Origin of the sequence: Salinibacter ruber DSM 13855, from assembly GCF_000013045.1 — a bacterium.
Lineage (GTDB): Bacteria > Bacteroidota > Rhodothermia > Rhodothermales > Salinibacteraceae > Salinibacter > Salinibacter ruber.
On the sequence record NC_007677.1, the window covers coordinates 2,770,539 to 2,789,032 of the forward strand.

Consider the following 18,494-nt stretch of genomic DNA (forward strand, 5'->3'; position numbering starts at 1 on the left):
TTACCGGACGGAGTCCTCTCCGACTCTGCGTGTCGTTCCGTTTCCAACTGCCCTTCTTCGCCCCCATGCGAACCGCCCTGCGCACCCTTGGACTCTCGCTTCTTTGGCTCCTCTTCGTCGTCGCGCCGACCTCGGCCCAGGACGCCGATCCGTTCGTGCGCCACCCAGCCGTGCACCCGGACGGCGACCGGATCGCCTTTTCCTATCAAGGGGACCTCTGGACCGTCCCCGTCGACGGCGGTGCGCCCGAGCGCCTCACGATCCACGAGGCCTACGAGGGGGAGCCCCGCTGGGGCCCCGACGGCGACCGGATCGCCTTCACGAGCGACCGCTTTGGCAACGACGACCTGTACGTGATGGACGCCGCCGGCAGCACGCCGACGCGCCTCACGCACCACTCCACGGGCGACGCCATCGGGGGGTGGACCCCGACCGGGAAGCTCCTCTTTACCACGCGACGCACCTACGCACAGGCCGAGTGGTCGGACGAAATCTACGCAGTGGACGGGGACGGCGGCACGCCCGACCGGCGACTCGACGCCGTGGGCAGCGCGCCTCGCATGTCGCCCGACGGCCGGTTCATCGCCTTCGAGCGCGGGTACAACGACATCACCAAGAAGGGCTACGAGGGCCCTGCCGACCGCAACGTGTGGGTCTACGACACCGAAAACGACACGTACACGCAGGTGACCACCTACGCGGGCAACGACCACACGCCGGTCTGGACCGGCCCGCGCACGCTGCTGTACGTGAGCGAGCAGAGCGGCACCTACAACGTTCACCGGCTCGCCCTCACCGACCAGGGCGCGGCCGACGGGGCGCCCGAGGCCGTCACCACGTTCGACGACCACGACGTGCGGAGCCTCAGCGCAAGCCAGGACGGGTCGGTCGTCGCCGTCCAGCGGCAAACCGACATCTACCTGATTGAAAACGGCGGCGAGCCGCGCCCGCTGGACGTTACCGTTCCGGCCGACTACCGGTTCGACCCCACCGAAAAGATGCAGATGACCGACGGCCTCCGCGACTACGCCGTCTCGCCCGACGGCGAACAGGTGGCCCTCGTGCTCCGCGGAGAAATCTTCCTCATGCAGAACGACCCGGAGGAGCCCCGCACCACGCGCCTCACCGACCACACCCACCGCGATCGGGGCGTGGCCTGGATGAGCGACTCCACCCTCGTCTTTTCCTCGGACCGGGGGGGGAATCAGTACGACCTGTACAGACTCGAGTCCGCCGACCCCGAGCACCCGGGCGACCTGTACGACGCCCTGCAGCACCACGTGACCCAGCTTACGGACACGCCGGAGGATGAGCGGGTGCTGGCCATGGATCCCGACCGCTCGCACGTCGCCCTTCGCCGGGGCGCCATGACGCCCTACGGGGCCGGCCAGCTCCTAACGGCCGCCGTGGCGGACGGAACGATCGAGGACGCGACCGTGCTCGCAGAGGGCTGGAACGCCCCCACCGACGTGGCCTGGAGCCCCGACGGCGACTGGCTCGCCTATAGCCAGAACAACCTCAACTTCAACGCCGACGTCTACGTCCACGCCGCCGACGGCTCCACCGGCCCGGTCAACGTAAGCCAGCATCCCAAGAGCGACACCGAACCGGTGTGGAGCCCCGACGGCTCGAAGCTGGGCTTCGTCTCCGACCGCAGCGGCAACGACGCGGACATCTGGTTCGTGTGGCTGGAGGAGGAGGACTGGGAAAAAACGAAGCGCGATTGGGAGGCACTTGAGGACGAAGACGAGTCCGGTGCGGAACGCTCCGAGGACGACGCGCCCCCCGAGGTAAACATCGACCTCGCAAACATCCACGACCGCCTCGAGCGCGTCACGGCCCTGCCCGGGGGCGAGGGCGATCCCGTCATCGCCGCGGACGGCGACACCTTCTACTTCGTGGGCGGCCGGGACGCCGGCCCGGCCGACTACGATTCCGAGGTCGACCTCTACCGCATCCAGTGGGACGGCTCCGAGCGGACGCGCGTCACGGAGCGCAACGTCGGCCCTTCCGACGTCCGCCTCTCGCCGGACGACTCCCAGATCCTCTTCACCCACTCCGGCGGCCGGCTGGCCCGCGTGCCCGTCGCGCAGAACGAGCTGGAGCGCCTCTCCTTCACCGCCTCGATGACGGTGGACCACGAGGCGGAGCGGACCCAGATCTTCGACGAGGTGGGCCGGGCCCTGAACCAGGGCTTCTACGACCCCGACTTCCACGGCGACGACTGGGACGCACTGCTCGAGGAATACCGGCCGCGCGCCCTGGAGGCCTCCACCGCCCAGGACTTTCAGGCCGTCGTCAACCGCATGCTCGGCGAGCTCAACGCCAGCCACATGGGGTATTACGCCGGCGACCGGGCCGAGACGCAGGACGAGCGCACCGGCCGCCTCGGCGTGGAGCTTGACCCGGTCGAGGCCGGCGTGGAGGTGCAACGGGTGGTGCCCCGTTCCCCCGCCGACCGGGAGGTCAGCACGCTTCGGGAAGGAGACGTGATTACCACCGTGAACGGACAGTCCGTGGCGGCGGCCAACAACTTCTACGGGCTGCTGGAAGGGACCGTCGAGGAGAAAATCCTCCTGGGCGTCACGAGCCCCGACGGGGAGACGCGCACGGTGCGGATCCGCCCCACCGGGAGCCTCGACGATGCACTGTACCGCGAGTGGGTGGAGGACCGCAAGGAGCTCGTCGACGAGTATTCCGACGGGCGCCTCGGCTACGTCCACGTGGAGGGCATGAACTGGGAGAGCTTCGAGCACTTCGAGCGGGAGCTGTACGCCAGCGGCCACGACAAAGAGGGGCTCATCATCGACGTGCGCTACAACGGCGGCGGCTGGACGACCGACTACCTCATGACGGTGCTCAACGTGCGCCGGCACGCCTACACCGTGCCCCGCGGTGCCACGGACGACCTCGACCGGAACCACGAGCAGTTCCGCGGGCACTATCCGTTTGGCGAGCGCCTCCCCTACGCGGCCTGGACGAAGCCGGTGGCCGCCCTCGCCAACGAAAACAGCTACTCCAACGCCGAGATTTTCTCCCACGCCTTCAAGAACCTCGACCACGGAACGCTCGTGGGCCAGCCCACCTTCGGGGCCGTCATCTCGACCGGCGGGGCGGGCCTGCTCGACGGCTCCTACGTGCGCATGCCCTTCCGGGCGTGGTATGTCTACCAGACCGACAAAAACATGGAGCACGGCCCCGCCCGGCCCGACATTCAGGTCGAAAACCCTCCGGGCATCAAGGCGGAGGGCGAGGACCCACAGCTGCGACGCTCCGTGGAGGCCCTCCTGAACGAGAACAGCGAGTAGGCAGGCGGGTCCTTCCCTTTTCCCTGACGGACGCCACGTCCCCGGGCGAGACGGCCTCCGGGCCGTGACGCCCGCCCCGACGGGCAACTCCGGAACCGAACGGCCGGCGCGCTGTGTAGAAAGATTGGTCGCAATCGTCTTCCCCACACCCACAACTCCGCTCCATGCCCGAGAACGTAGACCTCAATGCGTTGCTGTTCGACATGGATGGCGTCCTGGTGGACGTCTCCCGCTCGTACCGGCGCGCGATCGAGGAGACCGTCGAGCACTTCACCGGCCGCCAGATCGGTGAGAATGCCATCCAGCGGTACAAGAACTACGGCGGCTTCGAGGACGACTGGAAGCTGACCCACGCCATCGTCACCGACACGGCGATGGAGGTCCCCATCAGCCGCGTGATCGACGAGTTTCAGGACCGCTATCGCGGCGACGATTGGGACGGCTTCATCACGGAAGAGCCCCCGCTGATCGACGATCAAACCCTCGACCGGCTCAATCAGAGCCACATCTTGGGCATCGTCACCGGGCGGCCCGAGGAGGAGGCCCAGTGGACCCTCGACCACCAGAACTGGACGGACTACTTTCCCCTTCTCGTGGGCAAAGAGAAGCAGGGGGACCGCGCAAAGCCCAATCCCTTCCCCCTCGAACACTCCCTCACCATGCTGGCCGCCGCCGGCTGCCCCATCGACCCGGAAGAGGCGGTGTACATCGGCGACTCGGTCGACGACATGGACGCGGCCCGGGAGGCCGGCATGTGGCGCATCGGGGTCGTTCCCCCGTACGTAGAGACCGACGAGCACAAGCCGCTGCTGGAGGAGCATGGGGCGCACGTCGTCATCGACGACCTCAACACCCTGCCCGACGTCCTGTCCACCCTGGACGAGCGCACGCCCGCCCGGTCGACGCGGTAGGCCCCGCCACGTTCGTGGGGCTCAGGCCCGTACAGATGCGGCAGACCGGGGATGTCCCGGGTCTGCCGTTTTTTGGTGCCCGGCCATACAGGCCTGGGGCGGCTACGGGCCGTCCTCCACGACAATCTCCACCCGGCGGTCTTCCCGGCGCCGCTCCGGCGTCTCGTCTGGCCCCACCATCGTCCGCGGCCCGAACGCCTCGATCTCAAGGCTCGCCGTCCGGATGTCGTGGTTCGTGTCGAGGTAGTGGGCCACCGCCGCCGCCCGCTGGGCCGATAGGTACCAGTTGCTCGGGTACGTGTCTTGGAGACTGGGCCCGATGGGCACGGGGTCGGTGTACCCCTGTATGCGAAAGCCCGCGTTCGGGTACTCGTCCTTGATCGTGGCGGCGTGCTCGTCGAGCCGCCGGCGCCCGCGGTCCGGGATCCAGGCGCTGCCCGAGGGGAAATAGATCGGCGGTTGGAGCGTGGTGCCCGCCTCCCGTGCCCGCAGCGAATCACGGAGCGCCTGCACCTGACGGGTCAGGTTCTGGTTGGCCGTCCGGAAGGAGTCGATCCGTCCCTGCAGCGGCTGCGGCCCGGTGCCCTGGTTGCCCTGCTGGCACCCCACGAGGACGACCGCCGAAAGAAGCCCGAACAAGAAGCGCATGGCCCCGACGAGACATTGGGCACAGAATGATGAGGAGTCTCTAAAGTCCCCACTGGGCAACTCGAATGCAACATGCGACACGGCCACCGCCGTGCAGTCAGCCTCCGGGTCGCGTGGGTCCGCCCGCGGCCTGCCCGTCGGAGGCGCCGTACGGACTACGTTCCCAATGCCGCGCGGACCGTTCCCTCAACCCGGTCCATGTGTTGCCGGAGCGTGTCGTAGCCCATGTGCGCCCGGGCCACCGCCCATCGGCCCCGCGTCACCCGTCGGATGCCCTCGCGCCGGTCCGGCTCAAAGGCGCGCTCCGGCGTTCGCATGAGGTACCAGTGTGTCGTCTTTACGGCGTAGCGCGTCCCGTCCGGATAGCCGTGCTGGGTGGTGCCGAGCCCACGGACGACGCGAAGGCTCTCGATCCCCACCTCCTCCTGCACCTCGCGCCGGGCACAGGCCTCGATGGACTCGCCGGGGTCTTGGGTCCCCTTCGGCAGGTCCCACACGCCGCGCCGAAAGATCACCAGCAGCACCACGTCGTTCGGCAGCGGGCAGCCCACGTAGCCCCCGCCGGCGGCCACCGGTGCAGGGGGACGGTAGGGGGCGACGTTGCGGAGGGCGGCCGGCGGCACGGACGGCACGCGCACCGCGGCCTCTGTCTCCGCACTGGGGGCGGGAAGCGCCCGCGGGTCCACCACGAGCACGGGATCCGTGCCATCGGGCACCGCCCCCAGGGTTTTCCACAGCCGTACGCCCCCGTTGGACGCAGAGAGCCCACGCTCCGCCACGGCAGACACCGAGGCGTCGGGGGCCGAGACGGACGCAAACAGGAGCATGTACACGACACACAGTGAACGAGCCATCGTGCCGTGCCCGCCGCCCTGCCCCTCCAGGGCCGTGTGTACGTTCCTTCGGGGGTACGGGACTGCGGGCCAATTCGGCAGTACGTAGACGTATGCCGTAGGGCCTTGTTTGGCCCCGGACACGAATTCCGCTGCCCTTTCCGCCGTAATTCCCCCGCGAACACGAGGGAGCATCCCCTGGGGCCCGGTAGGCATGCGGTTTGCCTGGTTGGGGAATTGCATTCTTGTATTCACTTCACAATCGGCCCGGATCAACAGCCGCCGCGCCTCTTTCCGGTGGTCTGCACTCGTCCCGGTTCTCAGCCGGGCCCGTCCGGCTACACTCGTTTCCCTCCGAGACTAGGTCGCCCGCAAGGCGCACACCATGTGGAATCAAGCCTGGGCGTGGCTTCGCGATACGCTTCCGCTGCTTCAGTGGCTCCCGGACTATACGACGGAGGCCCTGCGCGGGGACGCGACGGCGGGGCTCACCGTGGGCGTCATGCTCATCCCGCAGGGCATGGCCTACGCCGTCATCGCGGGGGTCCCGCCGATCTACGGGCTGTATGCCGGCCTCGTGCCGCTGCTCGTCTACCCGCTGATCGGGAGCTCGCGGCACCTTGCGCTCGGGCCCGTGTCGATCGACATGCTGATCATCGCGGCGGGCGTGGGGGCGATCGCCCAGGCCGGGACGGAGCGCTACGTGGCCCTCGCCATTCTGCTCACCGCCATGGTGGGGCTGCTGCAGATGGCGATGGGGGCCATGAAGCTTGGATTCGTGGCCAACCTGTTGTCCCGACCGGTCATCGCCGGCCTCACGACGGCCGCCTCGTTCATTATCGCCATCAGCCAGATTGGAAGCCTGCTCGGGGTGGAGCTGGGGCGCTCCCAGTACATTCACGTGTTGCTCATTGAGGCCGTTCAGAATGCGGGCAACACCCACCTGCTCACACTGGGCATCGGAACCGCGAGCATTGTGCTGCTCATGGGCCTCCCCCGCTGGCTCCCCAAGGTCCCCGAGGCCCTGATCGTGGTCGTCGCCGGCACGCTCGCCGGGTGGGGCTTTGGGCTTCGGGAGAAGGGCGTCTCGGTCGTCGGGTCCATCCCGCAGGGCCTCCCCGCGCCCGAACTGTGGACGCTCAGCTTCTCGGACCTCAACACGCTCCTGCCGGCGGCCATTACCCTTGCGCTCGTGCAGTTTATGAAGGACATCTCGCTGGACCGCATCTTCGCGGCCCGGCACGGCTACACGATCGACGCCAACCGGGAGCTCATCGGGGTCGGGGCCGGCAACTTCTTCGGCAGCCTGTTCCAGAGCATTCCCGCGTCGGGCAGCTTCTCCCGGTCGGCCGTGAACGAACAGTCGGGCGCCCAGACGGCCCTCGCCAACGTCTTTGCGGCCGGGGTGATCGCGCTCACCCTGCTCTTCCTCACGCCGCTGTTCTACCACCTCCCCACGCCGGTGCTCGCGGCCATCATTATCGTATCGGGCTTCGGGCTGTTCGACCTGCGGGAGCTGCGCAGCCTGTTCAAGGCGCGGCGGCGGGACGGATACATCGCCCTCTTTACGGCGGGCTGCACCCTTTTTATCGGGATTCAGGAGGGCATTCTGCTCGGCATCGGCACGTCCGTCGTCGCCATGCTCTACCGCATCAGCCGCCCCAACGTGGCCGAGCTCGGACACGTCCCGGGCACCCGTCTCTTCCGCGACCTGGACCGGTTCGAGCAGGCCGCCCGCCTGCGGGACATCATGGTCCTTCGGGTGGACGCGGCCTTCTCGTTCGCGAACGCCGAGTACTTCAAGGACTTCATTTTGGAGAAAAGCGAGCGCGAGGGGCGCCCCGTGAAGGTCGTGATCGTGGACGGGAGCAGCATCAACGGCCTCGACACGACGGCCATCGATGCCCTGTTTTCGGTCACCGAGTCGCTGGAGGAGGAGGGCATTGAGCTCCACCTGACCGGCCTCATTGGCCCGGTGCGCGAGGTGGTGCGGCGCTCGGGGCTGCACGCCCTGCTCGGCGAGAACAAGTTTCACCTCGATCCGCACCAGGCCGTCGTGAGCGTGCTGGAGCGCTGGGACGCCGCGGAGGGGACCGACCGCGTCACGCACTACTTCAACATGGCGGACTCGGAGGAGACGGAGGCCACGCCCGCGGCGTCGTAGCACGCGCAGTGATCGCGGTGGGCACGAGGCCGCCCCGGGTCCTAGCCTTCCCCCTGAACGAGCGTCCCACACGCCTTCGCCCTGGAGATGACCTGCCCCACGGTGAAGGCCCACCGCGGGGATGCGTCGCACCCGGCCGCTTCGAGCGCCGCCGCAGCCCAGTGGTTGCAGTTGTTGAAGACGTGGTACGGGAGCGGCGACGCGTAGAACCGACTGTCGGCGTAGTACCCCGGCGCCGCCGTGGGCACTCGTCCCGTGGAGTCGACGGCGAACGACGCCGCCACGAACGTAGTGAAGGCGTCCAGCTCGGCGGGCGACACTGGCACCCGGACGACGGTCCGCGCCGGAAACCGGTCGGGCACGGGCCGGTCGATGGGCACGACGTGCACCACGCTGCCCGTGGGCCAGGCGCCGGCCCGAAGCACCCCCCACACGCCCCGCGACGCGCCGGGGTAGTACTGCGCCTCCCCCCAGCCCACTTCCACGTACGGCGCGTCGGCGACGTCGTCCAGGACGGGCCACCGGCCGGCGGGGACGTCGGCCCGGCGGACGGCGATGCCGGCGTGCCAGCCGTGCTGCACGACATAGAGGACACCCGTGCTGTCGGGCCCTCCGCCCGCCGAGACGGACCGCCGCGGCAGGTGACAGCGGGCCGCCAGCACGACGAGCCAGACGGCCCCCGCGCCGAGGAGAAGACTGCGCCACCACTGCATGTGCTCGGACGCGCGAGGTGAAAAGAACAGCGAGGGCCTCCTTCAATCAGCGACGCCGTTCTCAAGGTCCAAAATATTCCCCAAGGCATTCCGCCGAGGCGTCCCCCCCGTCCTGCATTCGCGCCGCCCAGTGGCTATGCTGAGGCTGTACGACGTTCCTGGAATCAGCGAGCCCCCCATGGACCCAAACGCCGCCCTCCGTTCCCACCTCACGGACCTCCTCACCGCCCGACAGGCCCACTGCACGTTCGCGGACGCCGTGGCCCACATGCCCACGGAGCACCGGGGCGACCGTCCCGAATCCCTGCCGTACTCGGTGTGGGAGCTCGCCGAGCACATCCGGCGCGCCCAGCGCGACATTCTCGACTACTGCCGCACGCCGGACTACGAGGCCGCCGACTGGCCCCACGACTACTGGCCCGATGCGCCGGCCCCCTCCACCCCCACGGCGTGGGACGCGTCCGTGGCCCAGGTGCAGACGGACCAGGAGGCCCTGTGCGATCTCGTCACCGACGAGACGATCGACCTCTACGAGACGGTCCCGTCCAGCGACGAGCACACGTACCTCCGAGAGGTCATGCTCGTGGCCGACCACACCGCCTACCACGTCGGACAGATTGTGACCGTACGCCGCGCGCTCGGCCTCTGGCCCCCGAGCGGGGACGCCGAGTGACCGGCGGCCCCTACGACTGCGACTGCAGGGACTGGTCCAGGTAGTCTTCGGCCTCCGCCTGCACCCGACTGCGCATCGGCTGCAGGAAGGCACTGAGGTTGATGGCAACGTGCACCGCGTCGGCCTCCACCTCGATGTGGCCGTCGGCCCCCTGCCCACTAAATTGCAACGTGTCGCCCGTCCACTCGGCGTCGACCCCGAGTTCGGTTTCGAGCTTGTCGGCGACGCGCCCGACGGCCGCCCGGCCGTCGTCGAGCCCTAGAGAATGCGAGCGGGTGATGTCGATGTCGGCCATTGTCGGGGATGTTTTTCGAAGCGTTGGATTCGAAGAGGAGGTACGGGGAACCACGGGATCCGTTCGCTCCGCCTGCGACTCGTTCGTGTCCGTCCCCCTTGTAAGTGCCCTGCCGTCGTCGTTTGTTGTGGAGGCGCACCGCCCGTTCTTCTCATCGCTCTCCCCACCATGCGCCCTGCTGTTCGTCCCCGCCTCGGCCTCGTGGTTTGTGCCCTTCTGGTTCTCCCCCTCACGGCCCTGGCCCAGCCGGCGGAGCCCCTGCAGTCCCCTGCCACCTTCCTGGGCTACGCGCTCGGCGAGCAGTTTACGCCGCACCACCGGGTCGTGGACTACGTGCGGCACGTGGCCGAGTACTCGCCCCGCGTGGCGCACCGCCAGTACGGCACGTCGGTGGAGGGCCGTCCTCTCCTCCTCGCCACCGTGACCGCCCCCGAGAACCACGACCGCATCGAGACGCTTCGTCGGGACAACCGGAGGCGCGCCGGGCTGGCCGACGGCGCCCCCCAGGCCGAGCCCACCGCCGTCGTCTGGCTCAGCTACGGGGTGCACGGCAACGAGTCCGTCTCCACCGAGGCGGCGCTCCGCACCCTCTACGCCCTCGGCAATCCCCAAAACGAGCGGACGGGCACCTGGCTCGGCAACACGGTGGTGTTGCTTGATCCGCTCCTGAATCCGGACGGCCGCGCCCGGTACGTGCAGTGGTACAAGCGCATGACCGGGGACCAGCCCAACGCCCGTCCCGCGGCCCGCGAGCACCACGAGCCTTGGCCCGGCGGCCGCACGAACCACTACTACTTCGACCTTAACCGCGACTGGGCCTGGGGCATCCAGCCGGAGACGCGGCAGCGCCTGGCGGCCTACCACCGCTGGATGCCGCACGTCCACGTCGACTTCCACGAGATGGGCGTGAACGAGCCGTACTACTTCGCCCCCGGCGCCGCCCCGTACCACGAAAACCTGACCGAGTGGCAGCGCGACTTTCAGTTTACCATCGGCCGCAACAACGCCGACTACTTCGACGAGAACGGCTGGCTCTACTTCACCGAGGAGGTCTTCGACCTGTTTTATCCCGGCTACGGCGACACGTGGCCCCTCTTCAACGGCGCCATCGGCATGACCTACGAGCAGGGCGGCTCGGGGCGGGCCGGGCGCGCCATCGTGACCGCCGAGGGCGACACGCTCACCCTGCGGGACCGTCTCCGCCGCCATCACACCACCGGTCTCTCCACCGTGGAGGCCACGGCCGAGCACCACGAGCAGGTGGTCCGCCAGTTTGCGGACTACTACGCGTCGGCCCAGGAGGACCCGCCTGGCGAGTACCGGACCTACGTCGTGCGGCGGGACGCGCAGGGGCACCGGCTCGCGGCCCTCGCCGACCACCTCGACCGACAACGCATCCGCTACGGCTACGTCACGGACCCGCAGACGGTGCGCGGACGCAGCTATCGCCGCGGGGAGACCGAGCAGGCGCGCCTCCAGGAGGGCGACCTCCTCGTGAATGCGGCCCAGCCGAAGGCCCGCCTCGCGAAAGTGCTCCTGGAACCGACGACCACGATCGTCGACTCCCTGACGTACGACATCACCGCCTGGAGCCTGCCGTACGCCTACGGCCTGGAGGCCCTCGCGCTTCCGGAGTCGATTGCCCCCGACACCAACGCCGCTCCGGGCCCGCCCGCCGCGATGACCGGGGACACGGATGCGCCCTACGCCTACGTTACCCCCTGGACGAGCCGGGCCGACGCCCGCTTCGCGGCGGCGCTGCTCGACGAGGGCCTTCGCCTCCGGTTCGCCACGGAGTCGTTCACGGTGGACGATCGGTCCTTCGACCCGGGCGCCCTCCTCCTCACCCGTGCCGGGAATACGAACCGGACCGGCCGCTTCGACGCGACAGTGCGCCGGCTGGCCGAGGCCCACGACCAGTCGCTCCACGGCGCCTCGACCGGATTTACCGCACAGGGGCCGGACTTCGGATCCGACAACGTCGGGTTCGTGGAGCCCCCGCACGTGGCCGCCCTCTCGGGCGCCCCTGTGAGCCCAACTCGGGTCGGGGAGGTGTGGCACTTCTTCGACCGGCAGCTCAACTACCCGGTCACGCTCCTGCCGGCCGATGACTTTGAGGCCTCGATGCTGGACGACGTGGACGTGCTGGTGCTTCCGAGTGGGGAATACAGCGAGTGGCTCACGGAGGCGCGGGCTGAGGCCCTCACGGGCTGGGTGCGGCAGGGTGGGCGCCTCATCGCCATGGGGGCCGCCACCGGCGCCCTCGCGGACCGCCCCCCCTACGCCCTCACGCGGAAGTCCCCCGACGCCTCGGAGACCGGCGGAGACGATGCACTCACGTCCTACGACGCCCAGACCCGGCAGCGCCTGGCCGGGGCCACGCCGGGCAGCATTCATCGCGTGCGACTGGACGACTCCCATCCGCTCGGGTTCGGCGTCGAGCCCCCGTACTTCACCCTCAAGCGCAACGACGACGCGTTCGCGTACCTCGATTCCGGACACACCGTGGGCGCCCTTGAGGCCCCGGCTCCTGTCGACGGCTTCATGGGCCACGAGGCGCAGCGGGCCATTGGCGACACGTTCCTCTTCGGCACGCAGCCACTCGGGGACGGCCGGGTGACCTACTTCGTCGACAACCCCCTCTTCCGGGGCTTCTGGTACAACGGGCAGGTGCTCTTCGCCAACGCTGTCTTCTTTGTCGGCAATGGGTAGTGGTTCTTGGGCAAGGGGGCAGAGGGAAGCAGGAAGGGGAAACTGGAATCGCTCTTCACCTCTTCCCCCAATCCCTTTCCCTCTCCCCCACAGGGATTCAGTCCATGCCGACCCCGAACATGTTTTCCAGGTCGTGGCTGGAGTGCACGCGGAAGCCGATGAGCGTCTCGGTGTCGGTGATGCCGTCCACCTGGCGGATCTCGTTCGTCACGAGGTCGGCGAGCGCCTCGTTCTCGTCGACGCGCAACATGGCGACGAGGTCGACGCGTCCCGCCACGGAGTGGACCTCCGTGATGCCATCGAGGGCCGCGAGCGCGTCGGCCACCTCGTTGACTTTGCCGCGCTTGGTGTCGAGCAGAACGATTGCGGTGACCATGTTGCCTGGACGTGTTTTGTGCGGAGAGATGAGGTAAGCATTTGTGTGGGCAACATACACCAAAATCCCCAGACGGCCAAACGCACTGCTCCGAGATCACAGTTCGCTCCCATGTCCCCTACGCCCTCAACGAATGAAGCGTCCGCCGGCGGGCACTACGTATACGTCATTGAGTGCCGTGACGGCACCTACTACACCGGCTACACGACGGACGTGGAGCGGCGGGTCGAAGAGCACAACGAGGGTACGGCGGCCAAGTACACCCGCGGGCGACGCCCGGTGACGCTGGTTCACGTCGAAACGTACGACAGTCAGTCCGCCGCCATGCAGCGGGAGTACGCGATCAAGCAGCTCCGACGAAGGGAAAAAGAGCGGCTTGTGCAGAACGGGACGGAGACATCCGACTCGGCGTAGCTCCCAGGCCCGCTACAGCGGCAGGTTGCCGTGCTTCTTGCGCGGATTGTTGACCACCTTGTTCTCCAGCATGTCGAAGCCACAGATGAGGCGCTTGCGGGTCTCGCTCGGCTTGATGACGTCGTCGACGTAGCCGTACTCCGCCGCCACATAGGGCGTCGCAAAGCGGTCGCGGTACTGCTCCACGAAGTCGTCCTTCGCCGCCTCCGTGTCGTCCGCATCGTCCAGTTCGTCGCGGTAGATGATCTCGACGGCACTTTTCGGCCCCATCACGGCCACCTCGGCGGTGGGCCAAGCAAAGTTGAGGTCGCCACCGATGTGCTTCGAGTTCATCACGTCGTAGGCCCCGCCGTACGCCTTGCGCGTGATGACGGTGATGCGCGGGACAGTCGCCTCGCAGAAGGCGTAGAGCAGCTTGGCCCCGTGCTTGATGATGCCGTTCCACTCCTGATCGGTGCCGGGCAGAAAGCCGGGCACGTCCTCCAACACGAGCAGCGGCACGTTGAAGGCGTCGCAGGTGCGTACGAACCGAGCCCCTTTGATGGAGGCGTCGATGTCGAGCGTGCCGGCCAGCACGGCGGGCTGGTTCGCCACAATACCCACCGGCCGCCCGCCGATGCGCGAGAAGCCGGTGAGGAGGTTCTCACCGAAGTCGGGCTGGATCTCGAAAAAGTCGTCCGCATCGACGAGATGCCGGATGACGTCGCGCATGTCATAGGGCTGGTTCGGGTCCTCCGGCACGAGCCCGTCCAGTGCGTCCCCGTCGTGGGCACTCTCCACCTCCTCCCGCGGCACGCGCGGCGGATCCTCCTCACAGTTTTGGGGCAGGTAGCCCACCAGCTCGCGGATGCGGCGGAGGCAGTCCACGTCGTTGCTGCAGGTGAGGTGGCTCACGCCGCTCTTGGTGGCGTGGGTCCGGGCCCCGCCCAGGTCGTTCGCCGTTACCTCCTCCTGTGTGACGGTCTTCACCACGTTCGGCCCGGTCACGAACATGTAGCTGGAGTCCTCCACCATGAGGGTGAAGTCGGTGATGGCCGGGCTGTAGACCGCCCCCCCGGCGCACGGCCCCATGATTGCCGAAATCTGGGGGACGACGCCCGAGGCCTCCGTGTTCAGCTTAAAGATGTCCGCGTAGCCGCCGAGGCTCTTGACGCCCTCCTGGATGCGGGCGCCCCCGGAGTCGTTGAGGCCGATCACGGGCGCCCCGTTTTCGAGCGCCTTCTCCATCACGTTCACAATTTTGTCGGCGTGGGCCCGGCCCAGCGACCCGCCGTAGACGGTAAAGTCCTGGCTGAAGATGTAGACAAGGCGCCCTTGGATGGTGCCGTAGCCGGTGACCACCCCGTCGCCGGGCGGGCGGTCCTCGTCGAGGCCAAAGTTGGTTTCCTGGTGGCGCACGAACGTGCCGAGCTCCTCGAACGAGTCGTCGTCGAGCAGAATGTCGAGCCGCTCGCGGGCCGTCAGCTTGTCCTTCTCGTGCTGGCGCTCGATGCGCTCCTCCCCGCCCCCCTTGGCGGCCTCCGCGCGGCGGCGCTCCAGGTCGTCGTACCGGTCATCACGAGAAGACGTGTCGGCAGGGGTGTCGTCGGGGTCGCTCATGTGACAGGCAGGGTCGTGCAAGAGAGTTGGGGCAGGGAATTGCTCCATGAAGGTAGGTGGTAGCACGGGATTCGTCAACGCAAGACCGAACGGACGCATCGGCCAACGACCGACGGAAAAAGACTCGGTCGGTCCCCCTATTACGCTCCCGTTTCATTCTCCGATGGGTATTGGTTGTCTCCTCCGTGTCGTAGAACTGCAAATAGAAGGTTAGCCTACATGTAGCCCTTCGACCGACACGAATCCCGCCACCATGTGATTCACCTTCCCTCAATCTGTTCTTCCAGAGAACCGGTGGACGATCGGTCTCTGGATGGGACTGCTGGTCTTCGGGCCCGTCCTCGTAGGCTGCAACAGCGAAGGCTCCGGGATGAAGGAGCCTCTTAACACTTTAACCCATGTTCTTTCGGATACACACCAAGTTTAGTCTCATGGACGTCTTCCGTACTTCCACCCTCCCAATCCTCTGCCTTCTTCCACTGGCCCTCGGGGTACTGGCCGGCTGTGACAGCAGCGATTCGGGAATGAATGCAGATCAGCCTCTCCGCCAAGTGAGCTACGACCTGTCGGCCCAGTCCAACGACGGGGCGCTCTCCGACGGCGTGAGCGCCACGGCCACTTTTCGGGAATTGGGCCCCAACCAGACACTCGTCACGCTTGAACTCGACGGTGGAGCCACAAACACAGACGTGTCCCACCCGGCACACATCCACAACAACAGTGCATCGGAGGGGGGTAACATCGCGATCTACCTCAGCCCAATCGACGGCACCGGCGGAGGGGGGACAAGTGCTCGGGTCGTGGACCGATCGTTTGATCAGCTTGCCGACTTCGACGGATACATCAACATCCACCAGAGCGCCGCGAACCTCGGCAATGTCGTCGCGCAGGGCAACATTGGGGCCAACGCCGACGGCCAGACCAGCGAAGGCTTCAACGTAGTGGACAATCCCCAATCAACGACGTACTCACTGTCCGCCAGCTCGAACGATGGCAGCGTCGCTCCGGACGGCATCCCGGGCCAGGTGACGTTTAACGAGGTGACCAACGGAATGACAATCGTCACCTGGAAGCTCGATGTCGACGGTGACGAGCAGTACGAGGACGATGCAACGGGAGCGAGCGTATCCCACCCGGCGCACATCCACAACAACAGTGCATCGGAGGGGGGTAACATCGCAATCTACCTCAGCCCTGTTGACGGCACCGACCCTGCGGCTCGGAGCAGCAAGCTCGTCGACCGCTCCTACGACAACCTGACGAGCTTCGACGGCTACGTTAACGTTCACCAGAGCGCCGCGAAGCTTGGCAATGTCGTCGCGCAGGGCGACATCGGCGCCAATGCCAGTGGCGGCGACGATGGCGGCGGGGGCGGCGGTGGAGGTGGGGGCGGCGGATACTAGTGCATCCCCGCTTAGCGTCACGTATCACACGAACCGGAAAAGGGACCGTCCGACCACGTGTCGGGGGGTCCCTTTTCCTGCTCGTGTTTCTGCCCCGTACGTCCATTTGGACCGACGGGCCTGCCTCCGATCACCTTCGTTGCTGCATTCCTGTGTTACTGCATTCCTGCTTCCAATGGACGACGAACCCGCAATTCTCAATAATCCAGGTTTTCAGTAACGACAACGACCTTGGCACCCTCGCCTCCGCGCTCCAGGCCGCGGATCCCGCCGAAACCCTTGGCAATGAGAATGCCACCTTTACGGTCTTTGCCCCGGCCAATCCGGCGTTCGACAACGTCGACGTGCAGAGCCTGACCAACAACCCGGACCCTCTTCGGGACCTCTTGAACTTCCACGTCGTGCAGGGGGAGGCGCTCACCGCCAGCGACTTGGAGGGACGCGAGAGCGTCACGACCGTTGAGGGCCAGGAGCTCCAGATCGGATCCGAGAATGGCACGCTCACGGTCGGGGGCGTACCGGTGAGCCAGTCCGACGTTGAGGCCAGCAACGGCGTCGCCCACGTCATCGGCGGCGTGCTGATTCCGGAAAGCTTTCCGCGACGCGTAAGCTACGACCTCGCCGCCCAGTCCAACAGCGGCGCCATCTCGAGCGGGGTTGAGGGAACCGTCACGTTCTGGGAGTACAACGACAGCCAGACGCTCGTGACGCTGTCGTTGGACAACGGCCCGACCGGGGCCAGCGTCTCGCACCCGGCGCATATCCACAACGAGGGGGATGGAGAAATCGCGATTTACCTCTCATCTCTGGACGGAACGAATAGAAACGAGGCAAACGACGGCACCTCGGCCCGTCTCGTAGACCGGTCCTTCGATACCCTTGCGGGCTTCAATGGATACGTGAACATCCACGAGAGTGTCGAAAACCTCGGCAACATTGTCGCCCAGGGCGACATCGGGTCCAATGCGACGGGCACACTCGGCGCGGGACTCTCGCTGGCCGATAACCCGACGACGAACACGAAGGAGCTGACCGCCCAGCCCAACAACGGCGACTTTTCGAATGGCGTGCCCGGCCAGCTTCGACTCCGTGAACTCACGGCCGATCAGACCCTCGTCACTGTCCGGCTCGACCCGGATGGCGACGGCGAATTTGGGGATGGGCCGACGCAGGCCACCGTTTCCCACCCGGCCCACATTCACGGTTCGGGGGGCGCCATTCAGGACTACCTCAGCCCGGTGGATGGGACCGATTCGAAGGCGCGAAGTAGCCAGATTGTACCGAACGACGTCCTCAACAGCGACGGCATCTACGTGAACGTGCACGAGAGTGCCGCCAACCTGCAGTACGTCGTCTCTCAGGGTGACGTGGGCTCCAGCAGCGGGGGAGGCGGCGGCTACTAAAGGCGCTTCCACGTCCGATGACCGATGTCCCACGGGCCTCCTTCTCCTTCAAGGAGAAGACCCCTAGCAACCCGTGGCCGCGCCGGATCTCCTCCCTCACCCAGGGGGGGAGGTCCGGCGTTTTTTATGATCGACGCTCGCGGAGTGGGTGGAGGATCGGCGTCCTGGTGCGCTCTCGTCTACGAAGAGAAGTCTTGTTACATTATTTTCATTACTATGGGTGGTTGTGATCAAGATCGTACGGGTCTAACGGATGCTTATGGACGTGCTTATTGGGTCGGACAACTTTTGATCGACGAGTTTCTCTCGGTGGTTCTTCATCCATTGCTGTTTCGCCCTTCCGATGACGATGTCCCCCTCCTCGTCTGAGGATTCGACGCCCCGGCCCGGCGCTGCGCCGCGGGCGGGTGCTTCGCCCCCGGAAGACGACGAGCTCTCCTTCGACGTCTTGCGGAACCGCCTTGGGACGGGCGACGAGGCGGCCTTCGAACGCATTTTTCGGCGGCTCTCCGAACCGGTCTTTCGCTTCGTGTGCGGCATGGTGCAGGATGAGGCTCTCGCCCACGACATCACGCAGGATACATTTGCGAAGCTCTGGTCGATTCGCGACCGGATGGACACGGTCGACTCGCTTCAGGCCTACGTGTTTCAGATGGCCCGAAATCGCGTGTACAACCATCAGCGCGACGAGGCGGTACGCCGCGATCATGAGCAGGACGTGCGGGACGCCCATCCCGATGCCTCCCCGCCCGCTCCGGACGAGACCCTCGACGCCGATCTGCTTCGGTCCCTGCTCGAACGATGGATCGCGGAACTGCCCGACCGGCAGCGCGAGGCATTGACGCTGCGCCGGCAGAAGGACCTCAGTCACGACGAGATCGCCGAGATCATGGACGTGTCGCCGAACACGGTCAACAATCACATCGTCCGGGCCATGCGTACCCTGCGCGAGCGTCTTGGTGAATACCGTCCAGATGTACGGTCCGAGCCGTGACTCCGCGCTCTGAACGAGAGACGGACACAGACGTCACTATTTGCCCCT

Annotated in this window: 15 protein-coding genes; 9 read left to right on the forward strand and 6 right to left on the reverse strand. The window is 66.8% G+C overall.

The features are described from left to right. Window positions 1-65: 65 nt before the first annotated feature. Entirely contained in the window at window positions 66-3,308 is a 3,243-nt protein-coding gene (locus SRU_RS11775) for a S41 family peptidase (RefSeq protein ID WP_231847138.1), read from the forward strand. A 164-nt stretch (window positions 3,309-3,472) separates the two neighbouring features. Further along, window positions 3,473-4,219, forward strand: a complete 747-nt coding sequence (locus tag SRU_RS11780; RefSeq protein ID WP_011404962.1) for an HAD family hydrolase — start codon at window positions 3,473-3,475, stop codon at window positions 4,217-4,219. A gap of 102 nt (window positions 4,220-4,321) precedes the next feature. Here SRU_RS11780 and SRU_RS11785 read toward each other — a convergent pair whose 3' ends face one another. Beyond that, window positions 4,322-4,867 carry an OmpA family protein gene (locus tag SRU_RS11785; RefSeq protein WP_013062494.1) on the reverse strand — a complete coding sequence of 182 codons (546 nt, stop codon included), beginning with the start codon at window positions 4,865-4,867 and terminating at the stop codon, window positions 4,322-4,324. A 155-nt stretch (window positions 4,868-5,022) separates the two neighbouring features. Then, window positions 5,023-5,694 (reverse strand): NUDIX hydrolase, encoded by a 672-nt coding sequence (locus SRU_RS11790; protein ID WP_237701724.1) that lies wholly within the window; start codon window positions 5,692-5,694, stop codon window positions 5,023-5,025. Window positions 5,695-6,085: 391 nt separating this feature from the next. Between SRU_RS11790 and SRU_RS11795 the strand changes: the two genes are divergently transcribed. After that, entirely contained in the window at window positions 6,086-7,864 is a 1,779-nt protein-coding gene (locus SRU_RS11795; protein WP_011404965.1) for a SulP family inorganic anion transporter, read from the forward strand. A 41-nt stretch (window positions 7,865-7,905) separates the two neighbouring features. On the opposite strand, the gene SRU_RS11800 is transcribed toward SRU_RS11795, so the two are convergent. Then, complete coding sequence (locus SRU_RS11800; protein ID WP_011404966.1) at window positions 7,906-8,577, reverse strand: DUF2459 domain-containing protein; 672 nt, start codon at window positions 8,575-8,577, stop codon at window positions 7,906-7,908. Window positions 8,578-8,755: 178 nt separating this feature from the next. On the opposite strand from SRU_RS11800, the gene SRU_RS11805 reads away from it, so the two are divergent. Further along, window positions 8,756-9,250, forward strand: coding sequence for a DinB family protein (locus SRU_RS11805; protein WP_231847140.1), 495 nt, complete (start codon window positions 8,756-8,758; stop codon window positions 9,248-9,250). 10 nt (window positions 9,251-9,260) lie between these two features. On the opposite strand, the gene SRU_RS11810 is transcribed toward SRU_RS11805, so the two are convergent. After that, window positions 9,261-9,545, reverse strand: a complete 285-nt coding sequence (locus SRU_RS11810; RefSeq protein ID WP_221231545.1) for a polyhydroxyalkanoic acid system family protein — start codon at window positions 9,543-9,545, stop codon at window positions 9,261-9,263. A 168-nt stretch (window positions 9,546-9,713) separates the two neighbouring features. On the opposite strand from SRU_RS11810, the gene SRU_RS11815 reads away from it, so the two are divergent. After that, a complete protein-coding gene (locus SRU_RS11815) occupies window positions 9,714-12,257 on the forward strand; it encodes a M14 family metallopeptidase (RefSeq protein WP_011404969.1) in 2,544 nt (847 codons plus the stop codon). Between the two features lie 97 nt (window positions 12,258-12,354). Here the strand turns inward: SRU_RS11815 and SRU_RS11820 are convergent, their stop codons facing one another. Continuing rightward, complete coding sequence (locus tag SRU_RS11820) at window positions 12,355-12,633, reverse strand: Lrp/AsnC family transcriptional regulator (protein ID WP_043552528.1); 279 nt, start codon at window positions 12,631-12,633, stop codon at window positions 12,355-12,357. Between the two features lie 111 nt (window positions 12,634-12,744). Here SRU_RS11820 and SRU_RS11825 point away from each other — a divergent pair, with 111 nt between their 5' ends. After that, complete coding sequence (locus SRU_RS11825) at window positions 12,745-13,047, forward strand: GIY-YIG nuclease family protein (RefSeq protein ID WP_011404971.1); 303 nt, start codon at window positions 12,745-12,747, stop codon at window positions 13,045-13,047. Between the two features lie 12 nt (window positions 13,048-13,059). Here the strand turns inward: SRU_RS11825 and SRU_RS11830 are convergent, their stop codons facing one another. Further along, entirely contained in the window at window positions 13,060-14,646 is a 1,587-nt protein-coding gene (locus tag SRU_RS11830; protein WP_173387050.1) for an acyl-CoA carboxylase subunit beta, read from the reverse strand. Between the two features lie 431 nt (window positions 14,647-15,077). Here SRU_RS11830 and SRU_RS11835 point away from each other — a divergent pair, with 431 nt between their 5' ends. The 3 genes from SRU_RS11835 to SRU_RS11845 all read left to right on the forward strand — a co-directional run bounded on the left by SRU_RS11835 (window position 15,078) and on the right by SRU_RS11845 (window position 18,446). Then, window positions 15,078-16,049: a hypothetical protein gene (locus tag SRU_RS11835; RefSeq protein ID WP_231847141.1), complete on the forward strand. Its 972-nt coding sequence runs from the start codon at window positions 15,078-15,080 to the stop codon at window positions 16,047-16,049. Between the two features lie 152 nt (window positions 16,050-16,201). Then, window positions 16,202-17,452, forward strand: coding sequence for a fasciclin domain-containing protein (locus SRU_RS11840; RefSeq protein WP_231847142.1), 1,251 nt, complete (start codon window positions 16,202-16,204; stop codon window positions 17,450-17,452). A gap of 343 nt (window positions 17,453-17,795) precedes the next feature. Further along, on the forward strand, window positions 17,796-18,446 hold the full coding sequence (locus tag SRU_RS11845; RefSeq protein ID WP_011404975.1) for an RNA polymerase sigma factor: 651 nt from the start codon (window positions 17,796-17,798) through the stop codon (window positions 18,444-18,446). Window positions 18,447-18,494: the final 48 nt, after the last annotated feature.